This is a genomic window from Rhodococcus yunnanensis NBRC 103083 (genome assembly GCF_001895005.1).
GTDB classification, from domain to species: Bacteria; Actinomycetota; Actinomycetes; order Mycobacteriales; family Mycobacteriaceae; genus Rhodococcoides; species Rhodococcoides yunnanense.
This window is the reverse complement of record NZ_BCXH01000014.1, coordinates 37,913-57,737: the sequence shown is the minus strand read 5'-3', so window position 1 is coordinate 57,737 and position 19,825 is coordinate 37,913. Positions and strand designations below refer to the sequence as shown.

Below are 19,825 nucleotides of genomic sequence, written 5' to 3'. Positions count from 1 at the left end.
GTTCCGATGCTAGTCAGCCGAGCGGCCGCTCGACAATTCCGCACCCGAACGATCCAGACGCCAGAACCGGTCTTCGCTCACCGATCGAAGTGTCGAAAGAAATATTCTTCGTGAGCGAGCTTTCGGTTTGCTGACGGGGAGCTTTTCTCGTCGAATGGTCTTTTTTCGAAACGGACGAAACGTGGTGCGTATCACCACAGTTGTCGTGCACTACATTTCGCGGGCCGGTAATAATAATTTCGACGGTGCCCTCTCCTTTTTCCGAAAGCTGGATTCCCTTCATGCCCACTGTTGTTCACAGGTCTTCGTGGAGTGCCCGCCTGATTGCGCTGACGGGCGTTCTCTCGCTCGCGCTGGTGCCGACGGCGCCTGCATGGGCGCAGGAGCTCGACGAGCCGCAATCCGATACTGCGGCCGCCGTCGACACGGCCCCCGATGCGGCGGAGGGTTTCGTCTTCGGCCTCGGTGACCTCGGCTTGGGTGGATCGTTGCCGCTGTACGGCACCGATGGCCGACTCCGTGTCACCGTGCCCGTACCCGAGGGCTCCGCCCCCGCTGCGTTGAACGCGGTCCTCGACCTTCCGGCGTGGCTCGATCGAGGCTGGATCGACGTCGATTCCGGTGAGCGCTCGTTGACTCGGATCACTCTGCCCGCCGACCAGGCCACCCTTCCGATCTCGATCCCACTGGGCGCGGCCACCGTAGCCGAAGGCGCAATCACCCTCGACGTGTCGTCGACCCTGATTCCCGACGCCGGCTACTGCCCGAACGTCACCGAGGACCCCATCCGGTTCGTCGACGCCGTCGTCGACTACTCCGGGGTGCCCGCCGCTCCGCGGACGATTTCCGAGTTCCTACCTCCTGTCCTGCAGCAACTGACTGTCTTCGTGCCCGCCGAACCGACCGACGACGTGATCTCGGCGACGCTGACGTTGACCACGTCCGTCGTCGCGTACTACGGCGCCCACACAGTTCGGGTCGTCGTTCGACCCGATACCGAGTTGCAAGCCGCCGCCCCCGACGGGCCGTTCGAGCGGTCGGTGGTGCTGTCCGAGAACACCGACGCCGGAGCGGAATTGATCTTTCCGGGCGGCGAGCAGGCTCCGCCGCGGTTGTTCGTCTCCGGTTCGGGCAGTCAGCTGTTGGACCAGACGCGCCTCGTCACCAGCAATATCGCCGATCTGGCCGTGGCGACCAAGGCATTGGCCGGTGCCTCGGCCCCGCCTGCAGTGCTTGCGCCCAATTCGGCCACCCTCGATGCGCTCGGCATCGGAACAGTCAGCGGCACTCCCGTTGCGTCTCTGCCGATCGATCAGACACGACTCGGCCGCTCCGCAGCAGGGTTGTCGGTACATCTGATCGGCAACTACACCCCGGGTGCCGGTTCGATCACCGCCGCCGTCGGCGATACGACCCTTGCGGTCTGGCCTGCCGAGACGACCGGGATTCTCGATCGGTGGATCGACATCCCCAACGGGGAGTTGAACCGAATCACGACGCTCGACGTGTCCGTCAGCCATCCCGCCGATGCCACCTCGGCGTGTGGTGCACAGACGTCGTCGACGGTGACGATCGACGGCGCGAGTGTGATCGAATCCTCGGCGTCGTCGTCACCTACTCCCCTGGGGTTCGGATCGCTGCCCCAGGCGTTGATGCCACAGGTGAACGTGGCGCTGGCGGAGAACACGTACGCCAATACCGTTCGAGCAGTGTCTATCGTCGACGGATTGCAGCGCATGTCCACCAGGCCGTTGCTGCCGAATGTGGTCTCGGTGGGCGACGCTGTGGCCGGATCGGATCCTGCGATCGTGGTCGCGCCCGACGGTGATCTACCGGATTCGGTCATCGTGCCGTTGTCTTCGTCGGGCACCACCACCTTCACCATCGCAGGCGGCGACGATGGTTCTCCGGCAACGGAACTGACCTTGGATGCGGCGGTGCAGTTCGGCTCGGTGCAGGTCACCTCGACCGAAGGCGGTGCGGCGTTGGTCATCGCCTCGTCCAACGGGGCGCCGGAGCAACTCGATTCGGTGTTGGGATGGCTCGATTCCGCATCGTCTCGGTGGTTCGGGCTCACCGGTGACGTCGTGATCGGTACACCGGACATGGCTCCGCTGTCACTGTCGAGTGATCGTCTCGCCGCAGCGGACGCGGACGTATCCGCTGATTCCGACGGTCTCAGTGGCTTGTTCCTCGGTGCCGTCGTCGTCGCGGTCGTCCTGTTCGGCGGCGGAATCGTGGCCGCGATCGTCATCTGGCTTCGCGCACGACGATCGAACCGGCAACACCGCCACCGAGGTGACGGTTCGCCCACGTCATGACGACCGACACCGCGAGCGAAGAAGCAGAGAAGGACGAAGCGCACGCCCCGCCGCCGAAGCGTCGTGCACATCGCGCCGCCGGGGTGATCACCGTTCGGTGGGCCGTGCTTCTCGGGTGCGTCGTCGTCGCGTACCTACCGACCTGGGTGCGTCTGGCCGAGGAAGCCGGCGACGGTGCGATCACCACCTACATCTTCGTGCTGCCGTTCCTGGCGGCCGTTGCGGCACAGGGGATCGCGCGGCGCCGGACCGGTGAGCTGCCGATCCACGATCGGCAGACCGACATCATCGTCGGTGGCCTGGCACTGCTCGGAGCCGTCGCGATCAAGGCATTGTGGCTGCCGCGCTACGCCGATCAGTACGAACTCTCGCATCTCGACGTCCTGTCCGGGTTGGTGTTCTTTCTCGGCGGCGCCATACTGCTGTTCGGCCTGCGCCCGGTAGGCCGATTCTGGTCCGTGTGGATCCTGCTTGCCGCACTCGGTCCGCTGCTGTATCGCATGGCCGCCATCACCGTGGGGGGCAGTCGATTCGCGTACGGCGCCGTACTCGTCGTGCTCGCCGGCGCCGCGGGCGCGATCGCGGTCGGCCGCACGCGTCGACGCGGATGGCTCGGGTTCTTCTGCACGACGGTACTGGGCTTCGCGATCCTCGGCGCCATGCTGCTGTGGTGGCCGAGAGTGCACATCGCGTGGCTTCAGCTGATCTCCGCCGTCGGTGCGTCCGCGCTGACGGGCATCGGCTTCTACTGGTTCGCTCGACGCGGGGAATCGAAGAAACCGTTGACCGGACACATTGCCCCGGTGACGGCAAAACCGTCGAAAAGTTCACTGGTCATCGTCGTCGCCGCGGCAGCGTTGTTGGTCGCCTTCCCTCTCCCCGCCCGAACCGAGATCCCCGCCACCGAAGGCCCACCCGGCACACCCGGCGAGCCGTTGATTGCACCTGCCGGGTGGTCTCAACGAGAGTTTCTGGAATACGACTGGGCCAAAACCTATTTCGGCCGGAGCGCGACGTTGAGCCGGCAGATCATGCGGGCGGACGAGGGAAGCCTCGCGTACGACATCCAGTCTCGACCACGCACAGTCGTCGTCGATGTGCTCTCGACGGTCAACCGTGCCAGCTTGGCCGTCTACCCGGAAAGCACCCTGTACCGGTTGAGCAACACCCGCACCAGCGATTCATTGCCGGTCGAGCTGGGCCACGACATCACCGGTTCGCTGTACACCTCGGTGAGCGACGAACTTCTTCTGACGTGGACCAAACTGGTATTCACCTGGGTTCGAGACGATGTCACCCAACGGGTGACCATCATCAGCGTCGACAACCACGAACCCGGCGCAGTGTTCCCCACCCCGGCGCCTGCCATGGCGTCGAACATCGGCACCAGCCTCGCAACGTTTCTGCGCGGCAACACCATCGCAGCCGACGACGATCCCGATTACAAGGACCGCGAACTGCTCACCGACTTCGGCACCGACCTTGTCGATGCCCAGTGGCCCGACGAGGTAGGCACGTCATGATCTTCGGAGAGCACACTCCTCCCCGCATCGGCGAGGAGTCGGAGGAATTCCGCCGTGCCGCACTCGACGACGCAGTCAACGGTCTCGCCATGCGAAACCCACTGGCATCGGCCGCGGTTGCGTTCGTCCCCTGGCAGAAGTACACCGCACTCACCGTCGCCGCGATCGTCGTCGTGTGTGTGGTGCTGGCGCCGGTGGGCACTCTCCTCGCGATCACGGTGCTGTGCACGTTCGGCTACATCGCCATGATGGCGGACCGGCTGTTGCTGTTCTCGCGTGGGCTCGACGCAGGCGCGATCGTCACCGTGACCGACGAGGAAGCCAGGGCCGTACCGGATTCCGAGCTTCCTCTCTACACGATCCTCGTCCCGGCCTACGACGAACCGGAAGTGGTCGGAGACCTCATCGCCGCGATGACCGGCCTCGACTACCCAGCCGACAAACTCCAGGTCCTGCTCCTTCTCGAAGAAGACGACGACGTCACCATCGAGGCCGCGCGACGATCGGGAGTCAGCGACATCGTCGACGTCGTCCTCGTGCCTGCCAGCGATCCACGCACCAAACCCAAGGCATGCAACTACGGTCTGCATTTCGCGACCGGAGAGATCATCACCATCTTCGACGCGGAAGATCTCCCGGAGAAGCTGCAACTGCGCAGGGTCGTCGCGGCATTCGCACGCCTGCCCGAGACCGTTGCCTGTGTACAAGCGAAGTTGGCCTTTCACAACGGTTCCCAGAATTTGCTGACCGGCTGGTTCACCGCGGACTATGCCCTGTGGTTCGGCTATCTACTGCCCGGGTTGATGCGCAGTACCTCGCCGATTCCGTTGGGCGGCACCTCGAATCACCTGCGGGCCGACGTCATCGCGAAGGTCGGCGCATGGGATGGGTTCAACGTCACCGAGGACGCCGACCTCGGCGTTCGCATCGCCGCGTCGGGTTACTCGACCGCTGTCCTCGACTCCACCACCCTCGAGGAGGCCAACAGCGATCCGATCAACTGGATCCGGCAGCGTTCACGCTGGTACAAGGGCTATCTGCAGACGTGGCTCGTGCACATGCGTCGACCCCGGCAGACGCTGCGGGCAGTAGGTTTCGTCGGGACATATCGCTTCACCCTGCTGTTGGCGGGCACGCCGATCACGGCGTGCATCAACATGATCTTCTGGTTCACCACCGCCGCATGGATTCTGGGGCAGCCTGCCTTGGTCGCAGCCCTGTTTCCGCCGTATATCTATTACTTCTCGCTGGTGTCGCTGATCATCGGCAACGTCGCGACCATCTACATGTATCTGATCGCCAGCAGAGAAAGCGGAAATGCGTACCTGCTGGTGCCGAGTCTGACGATGCCGCTCTACTGGCTGATGATGAGCGTCGCGGCGATCAAGGGGTGCTGGCAGTTGGTACGCAACCCCTCCTACTGGGAGAAGACATTCCACGGACTGTCGGCACCGTCCACTGCCCCGTCGCCGATCGACGAGAAAGCGATATGAGCGTACGCACACCCTGGGCACTGTTCGTGTCGGCGGTTGCCGGATATCTGGCGGGCGGGCTGGTACTGAGTCTGCGCTTCGGATACCTACTCGGCGATGCCTTGTCGCGCACGTCGGCGGCGCAAGCAGTTCTGCTGAGCCGCGATCCACACGTGTCTGCCCTCGGATTCATCTTCACACCGCTGACGGCACTACTGCAGCTTCCACTGGTGGCGCTGTCGCGGTGGTGGCCGGAGATCACTCGGTGGAACATCTCCGGCATTGCTGTCTCTGCCGTGTTCATGGCCGGTGCGACGGTGATGATCCATGGCATCTGCCGAGACCGGGGCCTGACCACATGGCACTGCGGCATCATCACCGCGGCGTTCGCCCTCAATCCGATGATCGTCTTCTACGGCGCCAACGGCATGAGCGAAGCGGTATTCCTGTTCTTCACCTGCTGGGCGGTTCGCCGGTTGATTCGCTGGACGCACACCGACGATGTCCACGACCTCATCGTCGCCGGAATCGCCCTGGCTATGGCGTACCTGACACGCTACGACGCGGTGGTGGCGATCGCGGCATCCGCATTCCTGGTAGCCGGTGTCACACTGGCGCGCAAGGGAAGACACCAGTGGCGAACCATGCGTCGTCAAGCTCTGCTCGACGCCGTGCTCGTCGCAGGACCCGGCTTCGTCGCCTTCGCAGTGTGGAGCGCCACGAGTTGGCTGATCACCGGTGAACTACTGGCTCAATTGTCCTCGAGCTACGGCAATTCGGCGATCCTCGATCAGTCCGGCGGATCGACGGGGACGCCGCTGAGCAATGCCGCGTTCGCCGTCACCGCCATCATCGTGCTGGGGCCGCTGCTCCCTCTGGTTCTCCCGATATCGGCACTGTTCGCCGGGATGCGACGAGACGCGGAGTTTCTGGTGGCGCCCCTGTTGTTCGGCGCGATTCTTGCGTTCCAGGCCGCGAGTTACATCAGTGGTTCGACATTCGGATTTCTCCGCTTCTACATCTGCGCCATCCCCCTCGCGGTCGTGGCGGTCGTCCAATTGCTTCCCGGTACGGGCAATCTGCGCACACGCCGTCCCGGGGCACTGCGGGTGCCGCGGCCGGAGGGACAGCGATCCTCGCGCCCCGTAGTGATATCGACAGCGATCCTGTCGGCACTCGCCCTCGCGGTCAACGGATGGGCTATGGTCCAGCCGTCGTTGTCGAGCCAGCAATACGCGCTGCGGTATCTGCTCGACACCGAGCCGACCACTGCCGACGCCATTGCCGCACAACGGGTGATCGCGTCGTTCTCGACCGAGCGAGATCTTGCGGAGTACCTGGACCGACAAGACCTGCCCGACGGTTCGATCCTGGTCGACACCGTCTACGGGTTCGCAGTCCTCGCCGCGTCGTCTCACCCGGCGCGGTTCGTCGTACCGTCCGACCAGGATTTCACCACCATCCTCAACGACCCGTCCGCAGCCGGTGTGCAGTACCTGCTGACCGTCCCCAACACCGGCCGCGGCCAATCCGACGCGATCAACCGCCGTTACCCCACCATCTACGACAACGGAGCCACCGTCGCCGTTCTCGACTACGAAGTCCCCAACGACGGAGCCGACCAACCGGATTGGCGGGTCTACCGCGTCGGCAACTGAGCCGTGCACCGCAGCGCCTACGGTGTCGATGCGCCCGCCGCGTTGCTAGGCTCGCCGCACAACGTCGGCAGCGGCGAGTGTCGTGAGAAGAGCAGCGAGGCACATACATGACCATCACGCCCGATACCGGCGAGTTCGTGCGCTACGAGATCGACCGACACATCGTCACCATCACGATCGACAGCCCCGGCACAGGCAACGCCGTCGACGGTCCGGTCGCCCTCGGTCTGAGTGCGGCCATCGACGCGCTGGAGTCCGACGACGATGTCTGGGTCGGCATCATCACCGGCGTACCGCCCGTGTTCTGTGTCGGCGCTGATCAGCTCGCAGTCGGCCGCGACGAGGCCGCCCCGGCGCATACCCGAGATGCCGGGCTCGCTGGGCTCGTCGAGAGAGACCGCACCACGCCGCTCATCGCCGCGGTCGACGGTCCCGCATCGGCAGAGGGCGCCGAGATCGCACTGGCATGTGACCTCGTCGTCGCCTCCACCGATTCGACGTTCGGCATACCCGCAGTCAGGTCCGGACTCGTCGCGTCAGCGGGCGGCAGCTTTCGGCTCGGGCGCAAGATTCCGTTCAACCGCGCCATGGAGATCGCGCTGACCGGCGATTCGATCGACTGCGCCACTGCCGTGGAGTACGGACTGGTCAACGCGTCGTGCATGCCGGGCGACGCCCTGGAGACGGCTCGGATTCTGGCGCAGCGGATCACCACGAACGCCCCTGTCTCCGTTCGCGAGACTCGGGCGATCATGATCGAAACCACATGGGCGGACGACGCTACCGCCTGGCGGCGCAGCGTGGAGGCCACGGCGACGGTGATGGCGACGCAGGACAGGCACGAGGGCGTGAGCGCTTTTCTCGAGAAGCGTCCACCTCGGTGGTCGGGCCGCTGATTCCGGAGCGTTTCGATGCGTCGTAAACATCTAAATGATATCTTGAGTTCTGCGCGATGCGATCGAATCGAGAGGCCCGCAGAACGATGGAATCACCACAAGTCACCGATGATCTGATTCTGTACCTCGTGGCTCAGGATCTTCTCGGGCGGTACGCACACGCCGTCGATCACGGCGACCTCGACGTCGCGCTCGGTGTCTTCTGGCCGGATGCCACCGATCACCACGGTGACATGTGGAACGGCAACGCCCAGGAATACATGCACGACATGTACTCGAGGATTCACGCTGCCAGAACCGACAGTCCGCCTGCAGTCGGTCCCGGCTTCCAGCACCATGTCACGACGATCGTGGTCCACCGAATCGGTGCCGACGACGCGAAAGTACAAGCATCGTTCCTCGCCTACGTTCCACATGGAACCGGTGCGGAAGCCGGAGTCGGACTCGTCGTCGGCCGTTTCCTCGACCACATTCAGCGACGAGACGGCACGTGGAAGATATTCTCGCGCGTCGTGGTCAACGACTTCACCGACGGAAACGTCTGTGGCACTTCGCTTCCGTCTGGCTCCTGGCAGCACGGCGGATACGTCTCCGGCGGATGGGGCTCGTCGGACCCGAGTATCGCGTTTCTCAGCGGCGGTACGTAGGCGGTCACCGAATGCCGTACGGCTGAGCCGGTTTGGCTCGATACATCTCGAGGTCGGCGTCGTTGAGGATGTCCAGGGCAGTTCGGTCATCGCTTGGCGGGACGAGTACGCATCCGACGCTGGCCTCCACTGTCAGTGTCCGTCCGGCCACTGACATTCGAGCCGACAGCGCGGTGCGTACGCGGTGTGCCTCGTCGCCGATTCCATCCGGCACGACGACGACGAATTCGTCGCCGCCGATACGACCCACGAACGAATTCTCGTGCAGCGCATCGGTCAACCGCTGTGCGACCACCCCGAGTACTGCATCACCGACCGCATGACCGTGGCGGTCGTTGATGGACTTGAAATTGTCCAGGTCGATGTACAGCACCGCAAGTTCACGCCGGCGCGCAGGCCGGGCCAGTTCGTTGTCCAGTCGAGCCAGCAACAGCGTTCGATTGGGCAGGCCGGTGAGGTGATCGTGGGTTGCGGCATGCTCGAGCTCTACACCTGCGCGATACTGCTCGGTGATGTCGCTGAACGCGGCGACGATCGCCGACGTCGGCACCCCGGGATCGAGGAGTGTCGCGGTCAGCGACAACCAGAATTTTCTTCCGTCGCGCCTGCGTTCGATGCCGATCACCGCGGTGGACGGTTCGCCGGACAGTCGAGTGAGTGCGACCGGATGCTCGTCCGGGCCTATCGGGCGTCCGTCGGTGCCGTGGACGACGAACGGAAGGGACTGCACAGGACCCGAGGTCGCCAGACCGACGTGCACGTCGAGGACGGTCTTGGCAGCGAGATTCGCCGACGAGATGTGCCCGGTGTGATCGAAGACGACGACACCTCTGTCGAGGGACTCGACGACAGCGGTGAAATGCTCTTCGGCTCGGCGCACCGCGGTCTGATCGGCGCACACGAGAACGAATCCGCGATCCATCTCGGCCGCCGACACCATCACCGCCAGGGCTGTACCGTCGGACCGCCGGTGGGTGTCGCGGACTCGTCCCCCCGCGGCGAGGATTGCCGACGGGTCGCACGGTACGCCGACGGCTGCCGAGACGTCGCCGCCGAGAACGCGGGACGCTGCTCGGCCGTACACCGATTCCGCGGCAGGATTCCAGCTCGATACCGTTCCGTCCTCGGATACACCGATGATCGCGTCGCTCACGTGTTCGACCAATGCCGCCTGGTGCGCAAGCGCGTCCTGTGCCGCCTTGTGCTCGGTCAGATCACGCATGATCACCTGAAAAGCCGGTTCTCCGTTCCACGATGTCCGGACCGACACTGCCTCCATCGTCAGCGTGCTTCCGTCCAGGGCCACCACCGTCGCCTCCGACGGCGCGCTCGCCCCACCCTGGTTACCGAGGGCCTCGATCCGCGAGAGCATCGGCCCGATCGACTCCGGCGCGATGAAGTCCGTGATCGGACGGCCGAGGATTCGATCGACGGAATCTGCGCGTAGATACCGCAGGCCCGACGAGTTGATGAAGACGATCAGCCCCCGCTGGTGGACGACGATCGCGTCGGGAGTGTGCTCGACCAACATTCGATAGCGAGCCGCCAGATCGAGCGCACCGGATGGATCGCACTCCCCTGGGTACATCATCCGGTCCTCGCGTTCCTCGTCCGTGATCGAAGACAATTACACCACTTCTGGCGGCACGGACCGACCTGTGTCCGCTTCGAGACGCATGTGAGGTTTCCCGGTGTGGACCTGGGGTCGGTTTCAGGCGTTAATTCAAGGTGCGGGCCGACTTCCGGCTCACCCCTCACAGAATTGGACGACTGAACATGACATCTTCTGGCATCGACATCACCGGCGTCGGCGCGGTATCCGGATACGGCTGGGGTACGACCTCGCTGTGGGACGGCCTGGCGTCGGGTAAAGCTGCCGCCACACTGCATCACGATCACGAGCGGCCGGGGCAGAATCCGGTATGGCTGGCCACCGTGCCCGCCGGCGGCGAGGACAGTGACGGCACCAGCAGGTTCGGGCGAGCGCTGCGCGGAGCCGCACGTGAAGCCATCGACGACGCCCTCGCGCGTGGATGGCGTCCAGGGCGGCGGGTAGGGCTCGTTCATGCCGTCGTCCTCGGCGAAGTCGACGAATGGCGAAACTTCTACCTACGCGACGACGGCCGGCGCCGGGTCCGCGACTATCTGACGTTGATGCCGTCGACACCGGTGTCACAGCTGATGCAGGAGTACAGCTTTCACGGCCCCGCCATGAACGTCTCGGCGATGTGTGCATCCGGAAACGCCGGCATGATCACCGCCAAGATGTGGCTCGACACCGGATTCGTCGACGATGTCGTGTTCGTGGCGACGGACCTGTCGTTGACGCCCGAGAACGTCGAACACTTCGTGAAATTGGGGGTCGGCGTCGTCGATGTCGAACCCCAGGACGGATGCCGACCGTTCCAGGAAGGCAGCCAAGGATTCGGAATGGGCGAAGCCGCAACGGCTTTTGTCCTCACCGGACGATCCTCGGGTTCGTATGCCCGGATGCTGGGTGGATCGATGTCGCACGACGCCTTTCACGCCACCTCCATCGACCCGGATCTGACACAGGTGCGTCAGTGCTTCGACGATGCGCTCGCCGACGCGGGCGCGGCGCCGCATCAGGTCAGGTATCTCAACGCGCACGGACCCGGTACTGCGCAGTGCGACGCAGCCGAAACAGCCATGCTCGAGACGGTGCTGCGGTCCGAGGCGCAGGTGTATTCGATCAAACCACTCACCGGCCACTGCCAGGGCGCAGCCTCGGCCATCGAGACTGCGGCCGCGATACTGGGATTCGCACACGGCCTCGTTCCCGCGGCGCCCCGCGTAGCGGACGGCCACCCGCTACTGCTCGACGGCTTCACGGCCGCTGAGGCCGGGCTGACCGTCAAATCCTCGCTCGGAATGGGAGGACACAACTCCGTGGTGGTATTCGCGCCGGCCTGACAACCCGATAGCTCGGGATCATCGCTCGGGGGCCGGTTCGCCGGCCGCCGAGCGTTCTCGCGGCGTCAGCGCTGGTTGTACTCCACCGCACTGCGAATCAGAGCCGCGAACGCATCGGAATTCAGCGTGTCCGCGACGCGGATATCGACCGCCCGGCGGGTGCCCGCATCGAGGCTGGCATTGAAGACACTCGACGGGTCGTCCAGCGAGGCGCCCTGCGCGAAGGTCACCTTGACCTTGTCCTTGTAGGTCTCCACCGTGCACACGAGCCCGTCGAGGCTGAAGGTCGGGACACCGTCGGGGTTGGACGGTTTCCGCCACTTGATCTCTTCGGTGACGCCCGGTGCCGCGGTCTCGATCAGATCGCGGATCTTCGACACCGCCTCGACTCGCCAGTCCTCGCTCATGGTCGACGATCCTAACGCGGCTTCATCTCTCGGCCTATGATCCGGCGCAGGCCGATCGGCTGGATCGGACCACTCCGAACGGAGTACAGATCTCCGATCTGTGCTACGTTGACGGCGGTTCCAGTGCATTCACCTGCCCCAGTCCATTCCCAGAGAGTTGAATCATCGATGCCTCGTGACGACGACGCCCAGATCTCCCGAGTGATCACCGAGTACACGCGGGCAGTCGATCGCCGAGATGCAGAGGGGCAGGCAGAGCACTTCCTCGCCGACGCAACGGTCGAATACCTCATCAACAACGGCGCGTCCGTGCAGATCTTCGAGGCCGCGAGTGTCGGCAGGGAGCAGATCGCCGAGCGCGTCCGGACCCTCGCTGCCAATGCCGCCCAACGGGCGACCTCGTGGAATCACCACGTCACCTCGAACTATCTCATCGACGTCACCGGCGACACGGCCCGACTCGAAGCGCGGTACATCGCCTATCGAGTGGTGCCCAACCTGACCGCCGAAGGTGTATCCATCTCCGGCGGAGAGCTTTTCCCCTACAGCATCGGCTTCTATCGCGCCGACCTCGAACGTACCGGTGAAGGATGGAAGTTCGCGCGACTGCAGATGGTCGCCGACCTGCACCCGTAGTCGATATCCCGCTCTATGCTCGGACGGTGCGAAACGTAGCCAGCGTCACGAATCTCGATCTGAACCTGCTGGTGTCACTCGACGCATTGCTCTACCACCGAAGCGTGACCAATGCGTCGCGTCAATTGGGCCTGAGTCAGCCTGCGCTGTCCGCGTCCCTGGCGCGATTGCGCCGTCACTTCAACGACGAATTGCTCTACCGAGTCGGCAACGAGTACCACCTGACGCCCTTGGCGGCCCAGCTGCGGCAGCGGGTGCGTCTGGCTCTGGACGGCGTCGAGCGAGTGTTCTCGGCTCGGCCGGAGTTCACGCCGTCGGATTCCACACGTGAGTTCTCGATCCTCGCGAGCGACTACGGCATCACTGTCGTCGGTGACACGATCGTCCGACTACTGGCCGACGAAGCCCCCCGTGCCCGCCTCAGATTTCGCCCCACGTACACGGACCTGGTCGAGCATGCCGAACACACACTCGTCGGAACCGATCTCATTCTCATGCCCCACGGATTCGTCACCGACCTGCCACACCAAGACCTCTACCGAGACCGATGGGTGATGGTCGTCTCCGCGGACAACGACCATCTCGGAGCGGATATGACGGTCGAGGATCTACGGACATCGCCGTGGGTCGTCGTCTTCCACGGGCAGTCCGCGGCTACCCCGGCAGATCGCCAACTCCGACTACTCGGTATCGAGCAGCACGTCCAGGTCGTGACCGAAAGCTTCATGACCGTGCCCAGTTTGGTCGCAGGAAGCACTCGCATCGCGTTGTTGCAGGAACGGCTGACGTACTCGCTCCCCGTCGATTCGGGAGTTCGTACGATGCAGTGTCCGATCGAGGTGGGAACCCTCGTCGAAGCCATGTGGTGGCATCCGGTCAACGACCACGACCCCGAACACACCTTTCTGCGCGACATCGTCGCGCGCGCAGCCAGTCTCTCGACCGGCGACCATCTCTAGCCACCGGTCGGGAGCACTTACTTCACGGCAATCGGATTCACCGGTGCACCGACAGCTCCGGTCACCGGGATCGGTGCAGCAGTCAGGAAGAACTCGTACACCCCGTCTGCGGCGCAGTCGGCGGCCAGCTCGTCGAGATCCCACATCTCACCCAGGAACAGTCCGATGTTGGGAATGGCTACCTGATGCAGTGGCTGAAACGCTACATCGAATTCGTTCGGCCGCACCTCGAACCCCCAGGTGTCGGTGGCGATCGCAGCAATCTCGCTGTCGTGCAACCAATCCGCGGTGGTGAACGACAGGCCGGGTGCTGGACCGCCCGCATAGTCGCCCCAGCCGAGGCGGCGGGCACGAGAGAGCTGTCCGGTTCTGACCAACACCAGATCGCCGCGCGCGATCTCCGCCGACGGACCCTGCTCCCGTATCGTGCGCGCGAGGTGGTCGGTGGTGATCGCGAACCCGTCTGGAAGCTCGCCTGCCTCGCCGAACACCGCTCCGACATCCACGAGCACGCCGCGTCCGGCGATGCCGTTGGCGACAGTCTCGATGCCGGTGACCCCGTCACCCGACGACGTCACGACCTCTCCTGCCGGCCTTCCGTTCCACGCCACGCCGTGATCGAATATGTGCCCCAATCCATCCCACTGGGTGGAGCACTGCAGGGGCATCGACACCACGTCGTCGGCGCCGCCGATGCCGTGGGGAAATCCTTGGAGTCCCGCCGCCGCGTCGGTCCCGGTGTCGAGCATGGTGTGCACCGGGTTCGTTCGCCGACGCCACCCCTTCTGCGGGCCGTCCATGTCGAAGCTCTGCGACAGCGAGAACGACACGCCCCGCCGGATCAACGAGCCTGCGGCGGCTCGCTTGTCATCGGTCAGGTAGTTCATCGTGCCGCGGACGTCGTCCTCACCCCACCTACCCCAATTCGAGTTGCGTCGTGCAGCTTTCGCGATCTCCCCCTCGGGATCGGAGCGATCGAGAGAGATCTGGATCTCGGTTCCGGTCACAGCTCGGGCCTCGCATTCTGAAGTCCCATCCATTGGTACACAGGCACACGATGCATCAATTCGGACTCGGAATCCGCCGTGCATTACGAATGGCGCTGTGATCGCTCCGACGTGCTGCAGGTACCGGCGGGGCCGGAGTGGACTGTCCGACAACGTTGCTCAGCGTTCCGATCCCCTCCACCGTCATGGTGACCACGTCTCCAGAGTGCAGGGGCGGCGGCGACTGCTCTCCCGACCTTCCCCACAGCTCCGCCAGGCACCCTCCGTTCCCGATCGTTCCGCTTCCCAGCACGTCACCGGTGTGTACGTACGAATCACGCGAGGCGTACGCGACCAACGCCTCGAAGGTCCATCCCATGTTCGCCAACGAGTCGCGGCCGATGCGCGCTCCGTTGACGTCGACGGTGCACTCGATATCGATGAATCCGTCTGCGTCGCGGCGATTCTCGAACTCGTCCGCGGTCACGATCCACGGCCCCAACGTGTTCGCGAAGTCCTTGCCCTTCGACGGGCCGAGGCTCACCTGCATCTCGCGACGCTGTATGTCCCGCGCCGACCAGTCGTTCAGAATGGTGTATCCGAAGATGTGGTCGGACGCAGCCTCGACCGTGACGTTGGATCCGGCCTTGCCGATCACCGCCGCGACCTCGAGCTCGAAGTCGAGTGCCTGGCACAGAGCAGGAGGCCGAATCACCTCGTCGGGCCCGGTGACGGTGTACGGATTGGTGAAGTAGAACCGCGGGGCCTCGTACCATGCGTCGACGACGCCCTCCTGCCCATCGACACTGCGCCGAACTCCCTCGACGTGTTCTTCGAACGCCACGAAATCGCGCATCGTCGACGGCTGCAGTGGGGCACGAAGCTGCACGTCCGACAAGTCGGTTCCGTCGTGCTGCAGCGCCTCGTCCGCAAGATCCAGGGCATGGCGCAGACCGGCGTCGATCAACTCGCGCATCGTACCGTCGAGGAAGTGCACGGTCCGGCCGCTCACGACGCCGCTCTTCTCGGCTCCTGCGTGCAGACACGTTGCGAACTTCATACCGGCGGCGCCACGAACAGGCCCTTGTCGGGGTCGTTGAACGATTTCGCTGCGACGAACTCGTTCATCGCGTTCGCGGTTCCCCACTGATCCGCCACCTCGGGAGCGGACATGTCGAGCAGGTGCGGATGCCAGGTGTCCTCGTCGATCGATTCCAGCTCCGTTGTGTATTCCATCGTGTTGCCATTGGGATCGAGGAAGTAGGAGAACGTGTTGTTCCCCGCCTTGTGACGCCCCGGGCCCCAGATCTTCTCCACTCCCGCCCTGAGCATCTTGCCCGTGCCCCGCATGTACTCGTCGAGTCCGCGGAGTTCGAACGATGCGTGGTGCAACGACACGTGCGGCCCGCGCGCAATGGCCACACTGTGATGCTGCGGATTGGTTCGCAGAAACCACATCATCTCGCCCATGTGCGGATGCGTCAAAGTATCGGACAACGAGAAGCCGAACCACTTGTCGTAGTACGCCACTGTCGCCTCCGGGTTGGGCGAGTTCAGCACCACGTGCGACAGTTTGACCGGTATCGACTCGCCTTCCTCGACCTTGCGGTGTTCACGCACCGCAACGTCGCTGGACACCTCGACCGTCCGGCCGTCGAGGTCGAAGAACCGAAATCCGTAGCCGCCCCCCATCGTCTGGAGCGTGTTCGGCTCGCCGATCAGCGTTACCCCGCCCACACCGAGCCGTTCGGCCAACGCGTCGACGGCCGCGGCGTCGGACATTCCGAAGGACACCAGATCGAGTCGTTTCTCCGCACTGTTCCTGATGCGGACCACGTACTGCTCTGGTGAGCCCTCGGCTGCGAGATACGTGACGTCGCCGTCGGTTCCGACGTTGGTCAGGCCCCACTGCTGGGTGTAGAAGTCGAGTTGTTTCCGATAGTCGGGTACTGCGAGATCGACATGGCGAAGGTGTGTGAACGCGAATCTACTCATGGAGTGGCTCCTGTTCCTGCTGCAGATGCGGACAAATTCAGGCGAACGGCGTTGGCGCCAAGGATGGATCGGGTCGCGCGATCCCCGAGATCGGCACGGCGCACTTCTCCGACCGGGTCGGTGTTGCCCATGTCGAATGGATAGTCCGATCCCAGTACGACCGACTCCTGACCGACTGCTGAGACGAGGGCAGCCAGCGCGCCGGTGCCGTGCACCAGCGAGTCGAAGGTGATTCGCGTCAGGTAACTGCTCGGACGATCGAGACAACCTCGCGCCTCGGGACGAACCTCCCACGCATGATCCGAACGGCCCAGATAGGTGGGCAGATAACCACCGCCGTGGGCCGCGAGCAGTTTCAGAGTGGGGTGTCTGTCGAGCACACCACCGAACACGATGTGCGACAGCGCTACCGCGTTCTCGACCGGCTGACCGACGGTGTTCGCAAGGTAGAAACGATCGAGCCGCGTGTCGAGCGAGCAGCCGAACGGATGCAGGAACACCACGGCACCCAGCTCGGCGGCCCGCGCCCAGAACGGCTCGAGACGCTCGTCCGACAGTTCGACGCCCGGCGCGAACGACGAGATCTCGACGCCGGAAAGTCCACAGGTCAGCACCGCGTCGTCGAGAGCCGAGACCATCCGATCCGGGTGCTGCAGCGGCACGAGACCGAGTCCGACCAGCCTGGACGGCTCCTCCGCAACCAGGGCGGCCAGTGCCCGATTGGCGCTGCTCGTCACGATGTCAGCGAGCTCGCGGTCAGCCCAGTAGTGGTATTGCGAGGGCGACGCCGACACCACCTGCACGTCGACACCGGCCGCATCCATGTCTGCGAGACGACGGTCGAGGTCGGTCAGTTGCGGAATCCGTGCCGCGACCATCTTCCCGGACACGGCAGCCGATTCGGCACCGTTGCGTAGTGCATCCAACTCACGGTGCGCATCGAGCCCCGGCTGCCCGGCGACGACGGCCTCGATTTCGGGAATCAGCGCGTGGGCGTGCACATCCACGATCGGCGCGTTCACGGCGTCTCGCTGACCAGAGCTGCCACGCGGCCCATCACACCAGGGATGTCGGCCGCGGGATCGCGTTCGCGCATCCAATCCGAGATCTGCACGGACGCTTCGACGACCGCGCGGACACGCGGAAGCCGACGGGCGGCATAGGCGTCGAGCAGGGCGTCGTCGATTCTCTCCGAGCCCAGAACCATGTCGGCGAGCACAACCGCGTCCTCCAGTGCCTGAGCACCACCCTGCGCGACGGTCGGAGGGCAGCTGTGTGCTGCATCCCCGATCAGCACGATGCGGCCGCGATGCCACGGGCCGTCGAGAACATGGGTCTCGAACCAGGTGTAGTTGATTGCGTCCGGATCGGTCAGTTCGGCAGTGATCTCTTTCCAGACGCCGTGATACTTCCCGGCGAGGCCGGTCATCACCGCGAGGCGTTCCTGCGGTGTCTGAGCGGAACGATCCTGTGCGTCCTCGACGATGTAGGCGTAGGACGATGTGTCTCCGGTCGGGCAGTATCCGGCAAGGTAACCCGGACCCCCGTAGCAGATTTCGGTCCGAGTGATGCCTCCGGGACGAGAGCCCAACACTCGCCAGATTCCCAGTCCGGTGGGACGGGGATCGAGATCGACACCGACGGTGCGACGAGTCCACGACCGCACACCGTCGGCACCTATCACCAGATCGAAGTTTCTCGTCGAACCGTCGGAGAAGCCGACGGTCACACCCGCCGGGTGCGGACTCAACTCGGTGGGCACAACCTCGAATTCGATGCTCGCACCGGCCTCTTCGGCTGCACTGCGCAGAATCGAGGCGAGCACCGGCCGTTCCATTCCCATGCCGGCAGGCAGATCGGCACCGCCCGTTCGGGCATCGGCGATCTCGACCAACAATGTTGCGTCGGCATCGGGCGCTCGTATGCCCAGCGAGTCGAACGGATAGCCGCGGTCCAGTACCTTCTGTAGCACTCCGAGCCTTCGTAGGACACGAAGAGCATTGCCTTGCAGTGTGATACCCGACCCGGTCAGGCTGTCGCGGGGCGACTTCTCGACGATCGACACCGAGGCACCGCCCTCGGCGAACGCGATGGCCGCGGCGCAGCCCGCCAGACCAGCACCGATCACGAGCACCGAGGTCATGACGACGCCACCACGGGCGTCTGCTGGTACCCCAGCCCGGTGATGGTCGAGGTCATGACGTCGCCGTCGCGCAGCAATCTGCCCCAGTGCATACCGTTGCCGGCCGGACTGCCGGTCAGGATCAGATCTCCCGGAAGCAACTGCACCGTCTGTGAGACTGCCGAGACCAGCGCAGCCACATCGAACAGCATGTCCTTGGTGGACTCGTCCTGCATCGCCTTGTCGTCGAGCTCGAGGGTCAACCGCATCTCGGCCACCTCGCCTGCGTCTTCCTTCGGCACGATCCACGGCCCGAGTGGGAGGAAACCCGGCGCGTTCTTCGCCCGTAACCAGTCGGTGCCGATCTCCGGCATGTCGGCTCGGAACACGAGTTCGCGCGTGGTCAGGTCATTGGCGATGGTGTACCCGGCAATTGCGCCCAGGGCCTCCTCGCGCGTGAGCTGAAAAGCGCGGGCGCCGACGACGGCGACGAGCTCGAGCTCCCAGTCGTTCTTGCGGGTTCCCGCGGGCAGGGTGACGACGTCGTACGGACCGGTGACGGCGGACGGCAGCCCGATGAAGAAGTACGGGTCACCCTCTGCGGCACGCTTGTCCATCATGGCGGCGGTCTCGTCCCGAATCTGCTGTTCCGACCTTCCCTTTGCGATGTCGGTGTGTTTGACCGCCAAGTCGATGACATGTGTGCGGTAGTTCGCACCGGCTTGAAGAATCTGGCGAGGTTCGACGGGTGCCGTCACCGTCACCTCTGCCAGCGCAACCCATTCCCCGTCCTCGGATCGAGCAGCGTCGCGTAGTGCAGGAAGAAGCCGCTCCCACTCGTCGAGGATGTCGCGCACCGTGACCGGGGCGCTCAGCCCGAGCCCGTCCGCAATCGAATCGATCTGCAGCACATGGTCGCCCGCGAGGACCACCGCTCTGTTGACACCGTGTACGGCGACGGTGCCGAGTGCGAAGGCAGGGACGGGCAAGGAGGCAGTATCCACTGGTGACTTACTTTCGTCGACGGGATGTGATGCCGACGACACTGCCTGCATCGTCACTGTCAGTCAAAGCGCAATTGCTGATGCGGGCTATCCGTCGCATCTATAGCCGCTGCTCACGCCTGTACGCGGTCGTCCGCGGAAACGGTAGGCGTCAGATGGTGATCAGAAATGTACTGTCGACTGCGCGGCGCACGCTACGGTGTGGCGACGCTGTTGCTCCTTCGCGCATCCGCGGCGGCTGCCGTTCGATGCCCTCCAGCTCTCT

At 64.4% G+C, this 19,825-nt stretch carries 18 protein-coding genes; 9 read left to right on the top strand and 9 right to left on the bottom strand.

Going from position 1 to position 19,825, the window contains the following annotated elements; genetic code table 11:
* Positions 1 to 13: 13 nt before the first annotated feature.
* Positions 14 to 283: a hypothetical protein gene (locus RY1_RS29805; RefSeq protein ID WP_139279933.1), complete on the bottom strand. Its 270-nt coding sequence runs from the start codon at positions 281 to 283 to the stop codon at positions 14 to 16.
* On the opposite strand from RY1_RS29805, the gene RY1_RS20505 reads away from it, so the two are divergent.
* From RY1_RS20505 to RY1_RS20480, 6 genes are all read left to right on the top strand, one after another.
* Positions 282 to 2,321 (top strand): hypothetical protein, encoded by a 2,040-nt coding sequence (locus tag RY1_RS20505; protein WP_072805894.1) that lies wholly within the window; start codon positions 282 to 284, stop codon positions 2,319 to 2,321. The genes RY1_RS29805 and RY1_RS20505 overlap by 2 nt on opposite strands.
* A complete protein-coding gene (locus tag RY1_RS20500; RefSeq protein ID WP_084727625.1) occupies positions 2,318 to 3,844 on the top strand; it encodes a DUF2339 domain-containing protein in 1,527 nt (508 codons plus the stop codon). Before RY1_RS20505 ends, RY1_RS20500 begins: the two co-directional genes overlap by 4 nt.
* Complete coding sequence (locus RY1_RS20495; protein ID WP_072805893.1) at positions 3,841 to 5,337, top strand: glycosyltransferase; 1,497 nt, start codon at positions 3,841 to 3,843, stop codon at positions 5,335 to 5,337. The genes RY1_RS20500 and RY1_RS20495 overlap by 4 nt, the downstream gene beginning before the upstream one ends.
* Positions 5,334 to 6,974, top strand: a complete 1,641-nt coding sequence (locus RY1_RS20490) for an ArnT family glycosyltransferase (RefSeq protein WP_072805892.1) — start codon at positions 5,334 to 5,336, stop codon at positions 6,972 to 6,974. The genes RY1_RS20495 and RY1_RS20490 overlap by 4 nt, the downstream gene beginning before the upstream one ends.
* Before the next feature lie 107 nt (positions 6,975 to 7,081).
* Positions 7,082 to 7,870 (top strand): enoyl-CoA hydratase-related protein, encoded by a 789-nt coding sequence (locus tag RY1_RS20485; protein ID WP_072805891.1) that lies wholly within the window; start codon positions 7,082 to 7,084, stop codon positions 7,868 to 7,870.
* Between the two features lie 86 nt (positions 7,871 to 7,956).
* On the top strand, positions 7,957 to 8,517 hold the full coding sequence (locus RY1_RS20480) for a nuclear transport factor 2 family protein (protein WP_072805890.1): 561 nt from the start codon (positions 7,957 to 7,959) through the stop codon (positions 8,515 to 8,517).
* A 4-nt stretch (positions 8,518 to 8,521) separates the two neighbouring features.
* On the opposite strand, the gene RY1_RS20475 is transcribed toward RY1_RS20480, so the two are convergent.
* Positions 8,522 to 10,144 carry a diguanylate cyclase gene (locus tag RY1_RS20475; protein ID WP_139279932.1) on the bottom strand — a complete coding sequence of 541 codons (1,623 nt, stop codon included), beginning with the start codon at positions 10,142 to 10,144 and terminating at the stop codon, positions 8,522 to 8,524.
* A gap of 149 nt (positions 10,145 to 10,293) precedes the next feature.
* Between RY1_RS20475 and RY1_RS20470 the strand changes: the two genes are divergently transcribed.
* Complete coding sequence (locus RY1_RS20470; RefSeq protein ID WP_072805888.1) at positions 10,294 to 11,451, top strand: beta-ketoacyl synthase N-terminal-like domain-containing protein; 1,158 nt, start codon at positions 10,294 to 10,296, stop codon at positions 11,449 to 11,451.
* A 65-nt stretch (positions 11,452 to 11,516) separates the two neighbouring features.
* Here RY1_RS20470 and RY1_RS20465 read toward each other — a convergent pair whose 3' ends face one another.
* Positions 11,517 to 11,858 (bottom strand): DUF1801 domain-containing protein, encoded by a 342-nt coding sequence (locus RY1_RS20465; RefSeq protein WP_072805887.1) that lies wholly within the window; start codon positions 11,856 to 11,858, stop codon positions 11,517 to 11,519.
* Positions 11,859 to 12,026: 168 nt separating this feature from the next.
* Between RY1_RS20465 and RY1_RS20460 the strand changes: the two genes are divergently transcribed.
* Together RY1_RS20460 and RY1_RS20455 are read left to right on the top strand one after the other, a co-directional pair.
* Positions 12,027 to 12,494 carry a nuclear transport factor 2 family protein gene (locus RY1_RS20460; RefSeq protein WP_072805886.1) on the top strand — a complete coding sequence of 156 codons (468 nt, stop codon included), beginning with the start codon at positions 12,027 to 12,029 and terminating at the stop codon, positions 12,492 to 12,494.
* Positions 12,495 to 12,520: 26 nt separating this feature from the next.
* On the top strand, positions 12,521 to 13,453 hold the full coding sequence (locus RY1_RS20455; RefSeq protein ID WP_072805885.1) for a LysR family transcriptional regulator: 933 nt from the start codon (positions 12,521 to 12,523) through the stop codon (positions 13,451 to 13,453).
* 17 nt (positions 13,454 to 13,470) lie between these two features.
* Here the strand turns inward: RY1_RS20455 and RY1_RS20450 are convergent, their stop codons facing one another.
* From RY1_RS20450 to RY1_RS20425, 6 genes are read right to left on the bottom strand one after another with little or no spacing between them, the layout of a single operon-like run.
* Complete coding sequence (locus RY1_RS20450; RefSeq protein ID WP_245819801.1) at positions 13,471 to 14,460, bottom strand: cyclase family protein; 990 nt, start codon at positions 14,458 to 14,460, stop codon at positions 13,471 to 13,473.
* A gap of 55 nt (positions 14,461 to 14,515) precedes the next feature.
* Complete coding sequence (locus RY1_RS20445) at positions 14,516 to 15,499, bottom strand: fumarylacetoacetate hydrolase family protein (RefSeq protein WP_072805883.1); 984 nt, start codon at positions 15,497 to 15,499, stop codon at positions 14,516 to 14,518.
* Positions 15,496 to 16,434, bottom strand: coding sequence for a VOC family protein (locus RY1_RS20440; RefSeq protein WP_072805882.1), 939 nt, complete (start codon positions 16,432 to 16,434; stop codon positions 15,496 to 15,498). Before RY1_RS20440 ends, RY1_RS20445 begins: the two co-directional genes overlap by 4 nt.
* The gene (locus tag RY1_RS20435) at positions 16,431 to 17,456 is read right to left on the bottom strand and encodes an amidohydrolase family protein (protein WP_072805881.1); all 1,026 of its coding nucleotides are present in this window, start codon (positions 17,454 to 17,456) and stop codon (positions 16,431 to 16,433) included. Before RY1_RS20435 ends, RY1_RS20440 begins: the two co-directional genes overlap by 4 nt.
* Positions 17,453 to 18,577 carry an FAD-dependent monooxygenase gene (locus tag RY1_RS20430; protein ID WP_072805880.1) on the bottom strand — a complete coding sequence of 375 codons (1,125 nt, stop codon included), beginning with the start codon at positions 18,575 to 18,577 and terminating at the stop codon, positions 17,453 to 17,455. The genes RY1_RS20435 and RY1_RS20430 overlap by 4 nt, the downstream gene beginning before the upstream one ends.
* Positions 18,574 to 19,545, bottom strand: coding sequence for a fumarylacetoacetate hydrolase family protein (locus RY1_RS20425; RefSeq protein ID WP_218019829.1), 972 nt, complete (start codon positions 19,543 to 19,545; stop codon positions 18,574 to 18,576). The genes RY1_RS20430 and RY1_RS20425 overlap by 4 nt, the downstream gene beginning before the upstream one ends.
* Between the last annotated feature and the right edge of the window lie 280 nt (positions 19,546 to 19,825).

Coding starts and splice junctions, on each gene's coding strand:
- RY1_RS20505 (WP_072805894.1), top strand. CDS start 282: ATGCCCACTGTTGTTCACAGGTCTTCGTGGAGTGCCCGCCTGATTGCG.
- RY1_RS29805 (WP_139279933.1), bottom strand. CDS start 283: ATGAAGGGAATCCAGCTTTCGGAAAAAGGAGAGGGCACCGTCGAAATT.
- RY1_RS20500 (WP_084727625.1), top strand. CDS start 2,318: ATGACGACCGACACCGCGAGCGAAGAAGCAGAGAAGGACGAAGCGCAC.
- RY1_RS20495 (WP_072805893.1), top strand. CDS start 3,841: ATGATCTTCGGAGAGCACACTCCTCCCCGCATCGGCGAGGAGTCGGAG.
- RY1_RS20490 (WP_072805892.1), top strand. CDS start 5,334: ATGAGCGTACGCACACCCTGGGCACTGTTCGTGTCGGCGGTTGCCGGA.
- RY1_RS20485 (WP_072805891.1), top strand. CDS start 7,082: ATGACCATCACGCCCGATACCGGCGAGTTCGTGCGCTACGAGATCGAC.
- RY1_RS20480 (WP_072805890.1), top strand. CDS start 7,957: ATGGAATCACCACAAGTCACCGATGATCTGATTCTGTACCTCGTGGCT.
- RY1_RS20470 (WP_072805888.1), top strand. CDS start 10,294: ATGACATCTTCTGGCATCGACATCACCGGCGTCGGCGCGGTATCCGGA.
- RY1_RS20465 (WP_072805887.1), bottom strand. CDS start 11,858: ATGAGCGAGGACTGGCGAGTCGAGGCGGTGTCGAAGATCCGCGATCTG.
- RY1_RS20460 (WP_072805886.1), top strand. CDS start 12,027: ATGCCTCGTGACGACGACGCCCAGATCTCCCGAGTGATCACCGAGTAC.
- RY1_RS20445 (WP_072805883.1), bottom strand. CDS start 15,499: ATGAAGTTCGCAACGTGTCTGCACGCAGGAGCCGAGAAGAGCGGCGTC.
- RY1_RS20440 (WP_072805882.1), bottom strand. CDS start 16,434: ATGAGTAGATTCGCGTTCACACACCTTCGCCATGTCGATCTCGCAGTA.
- RY1_RS20430 (WP_072805880.1), bottom strand. CDS start 18,577: ATGACCTCGGTGCTCGTGATCGGTGCTGGTCTGGCGGGCTGCGCCGCG.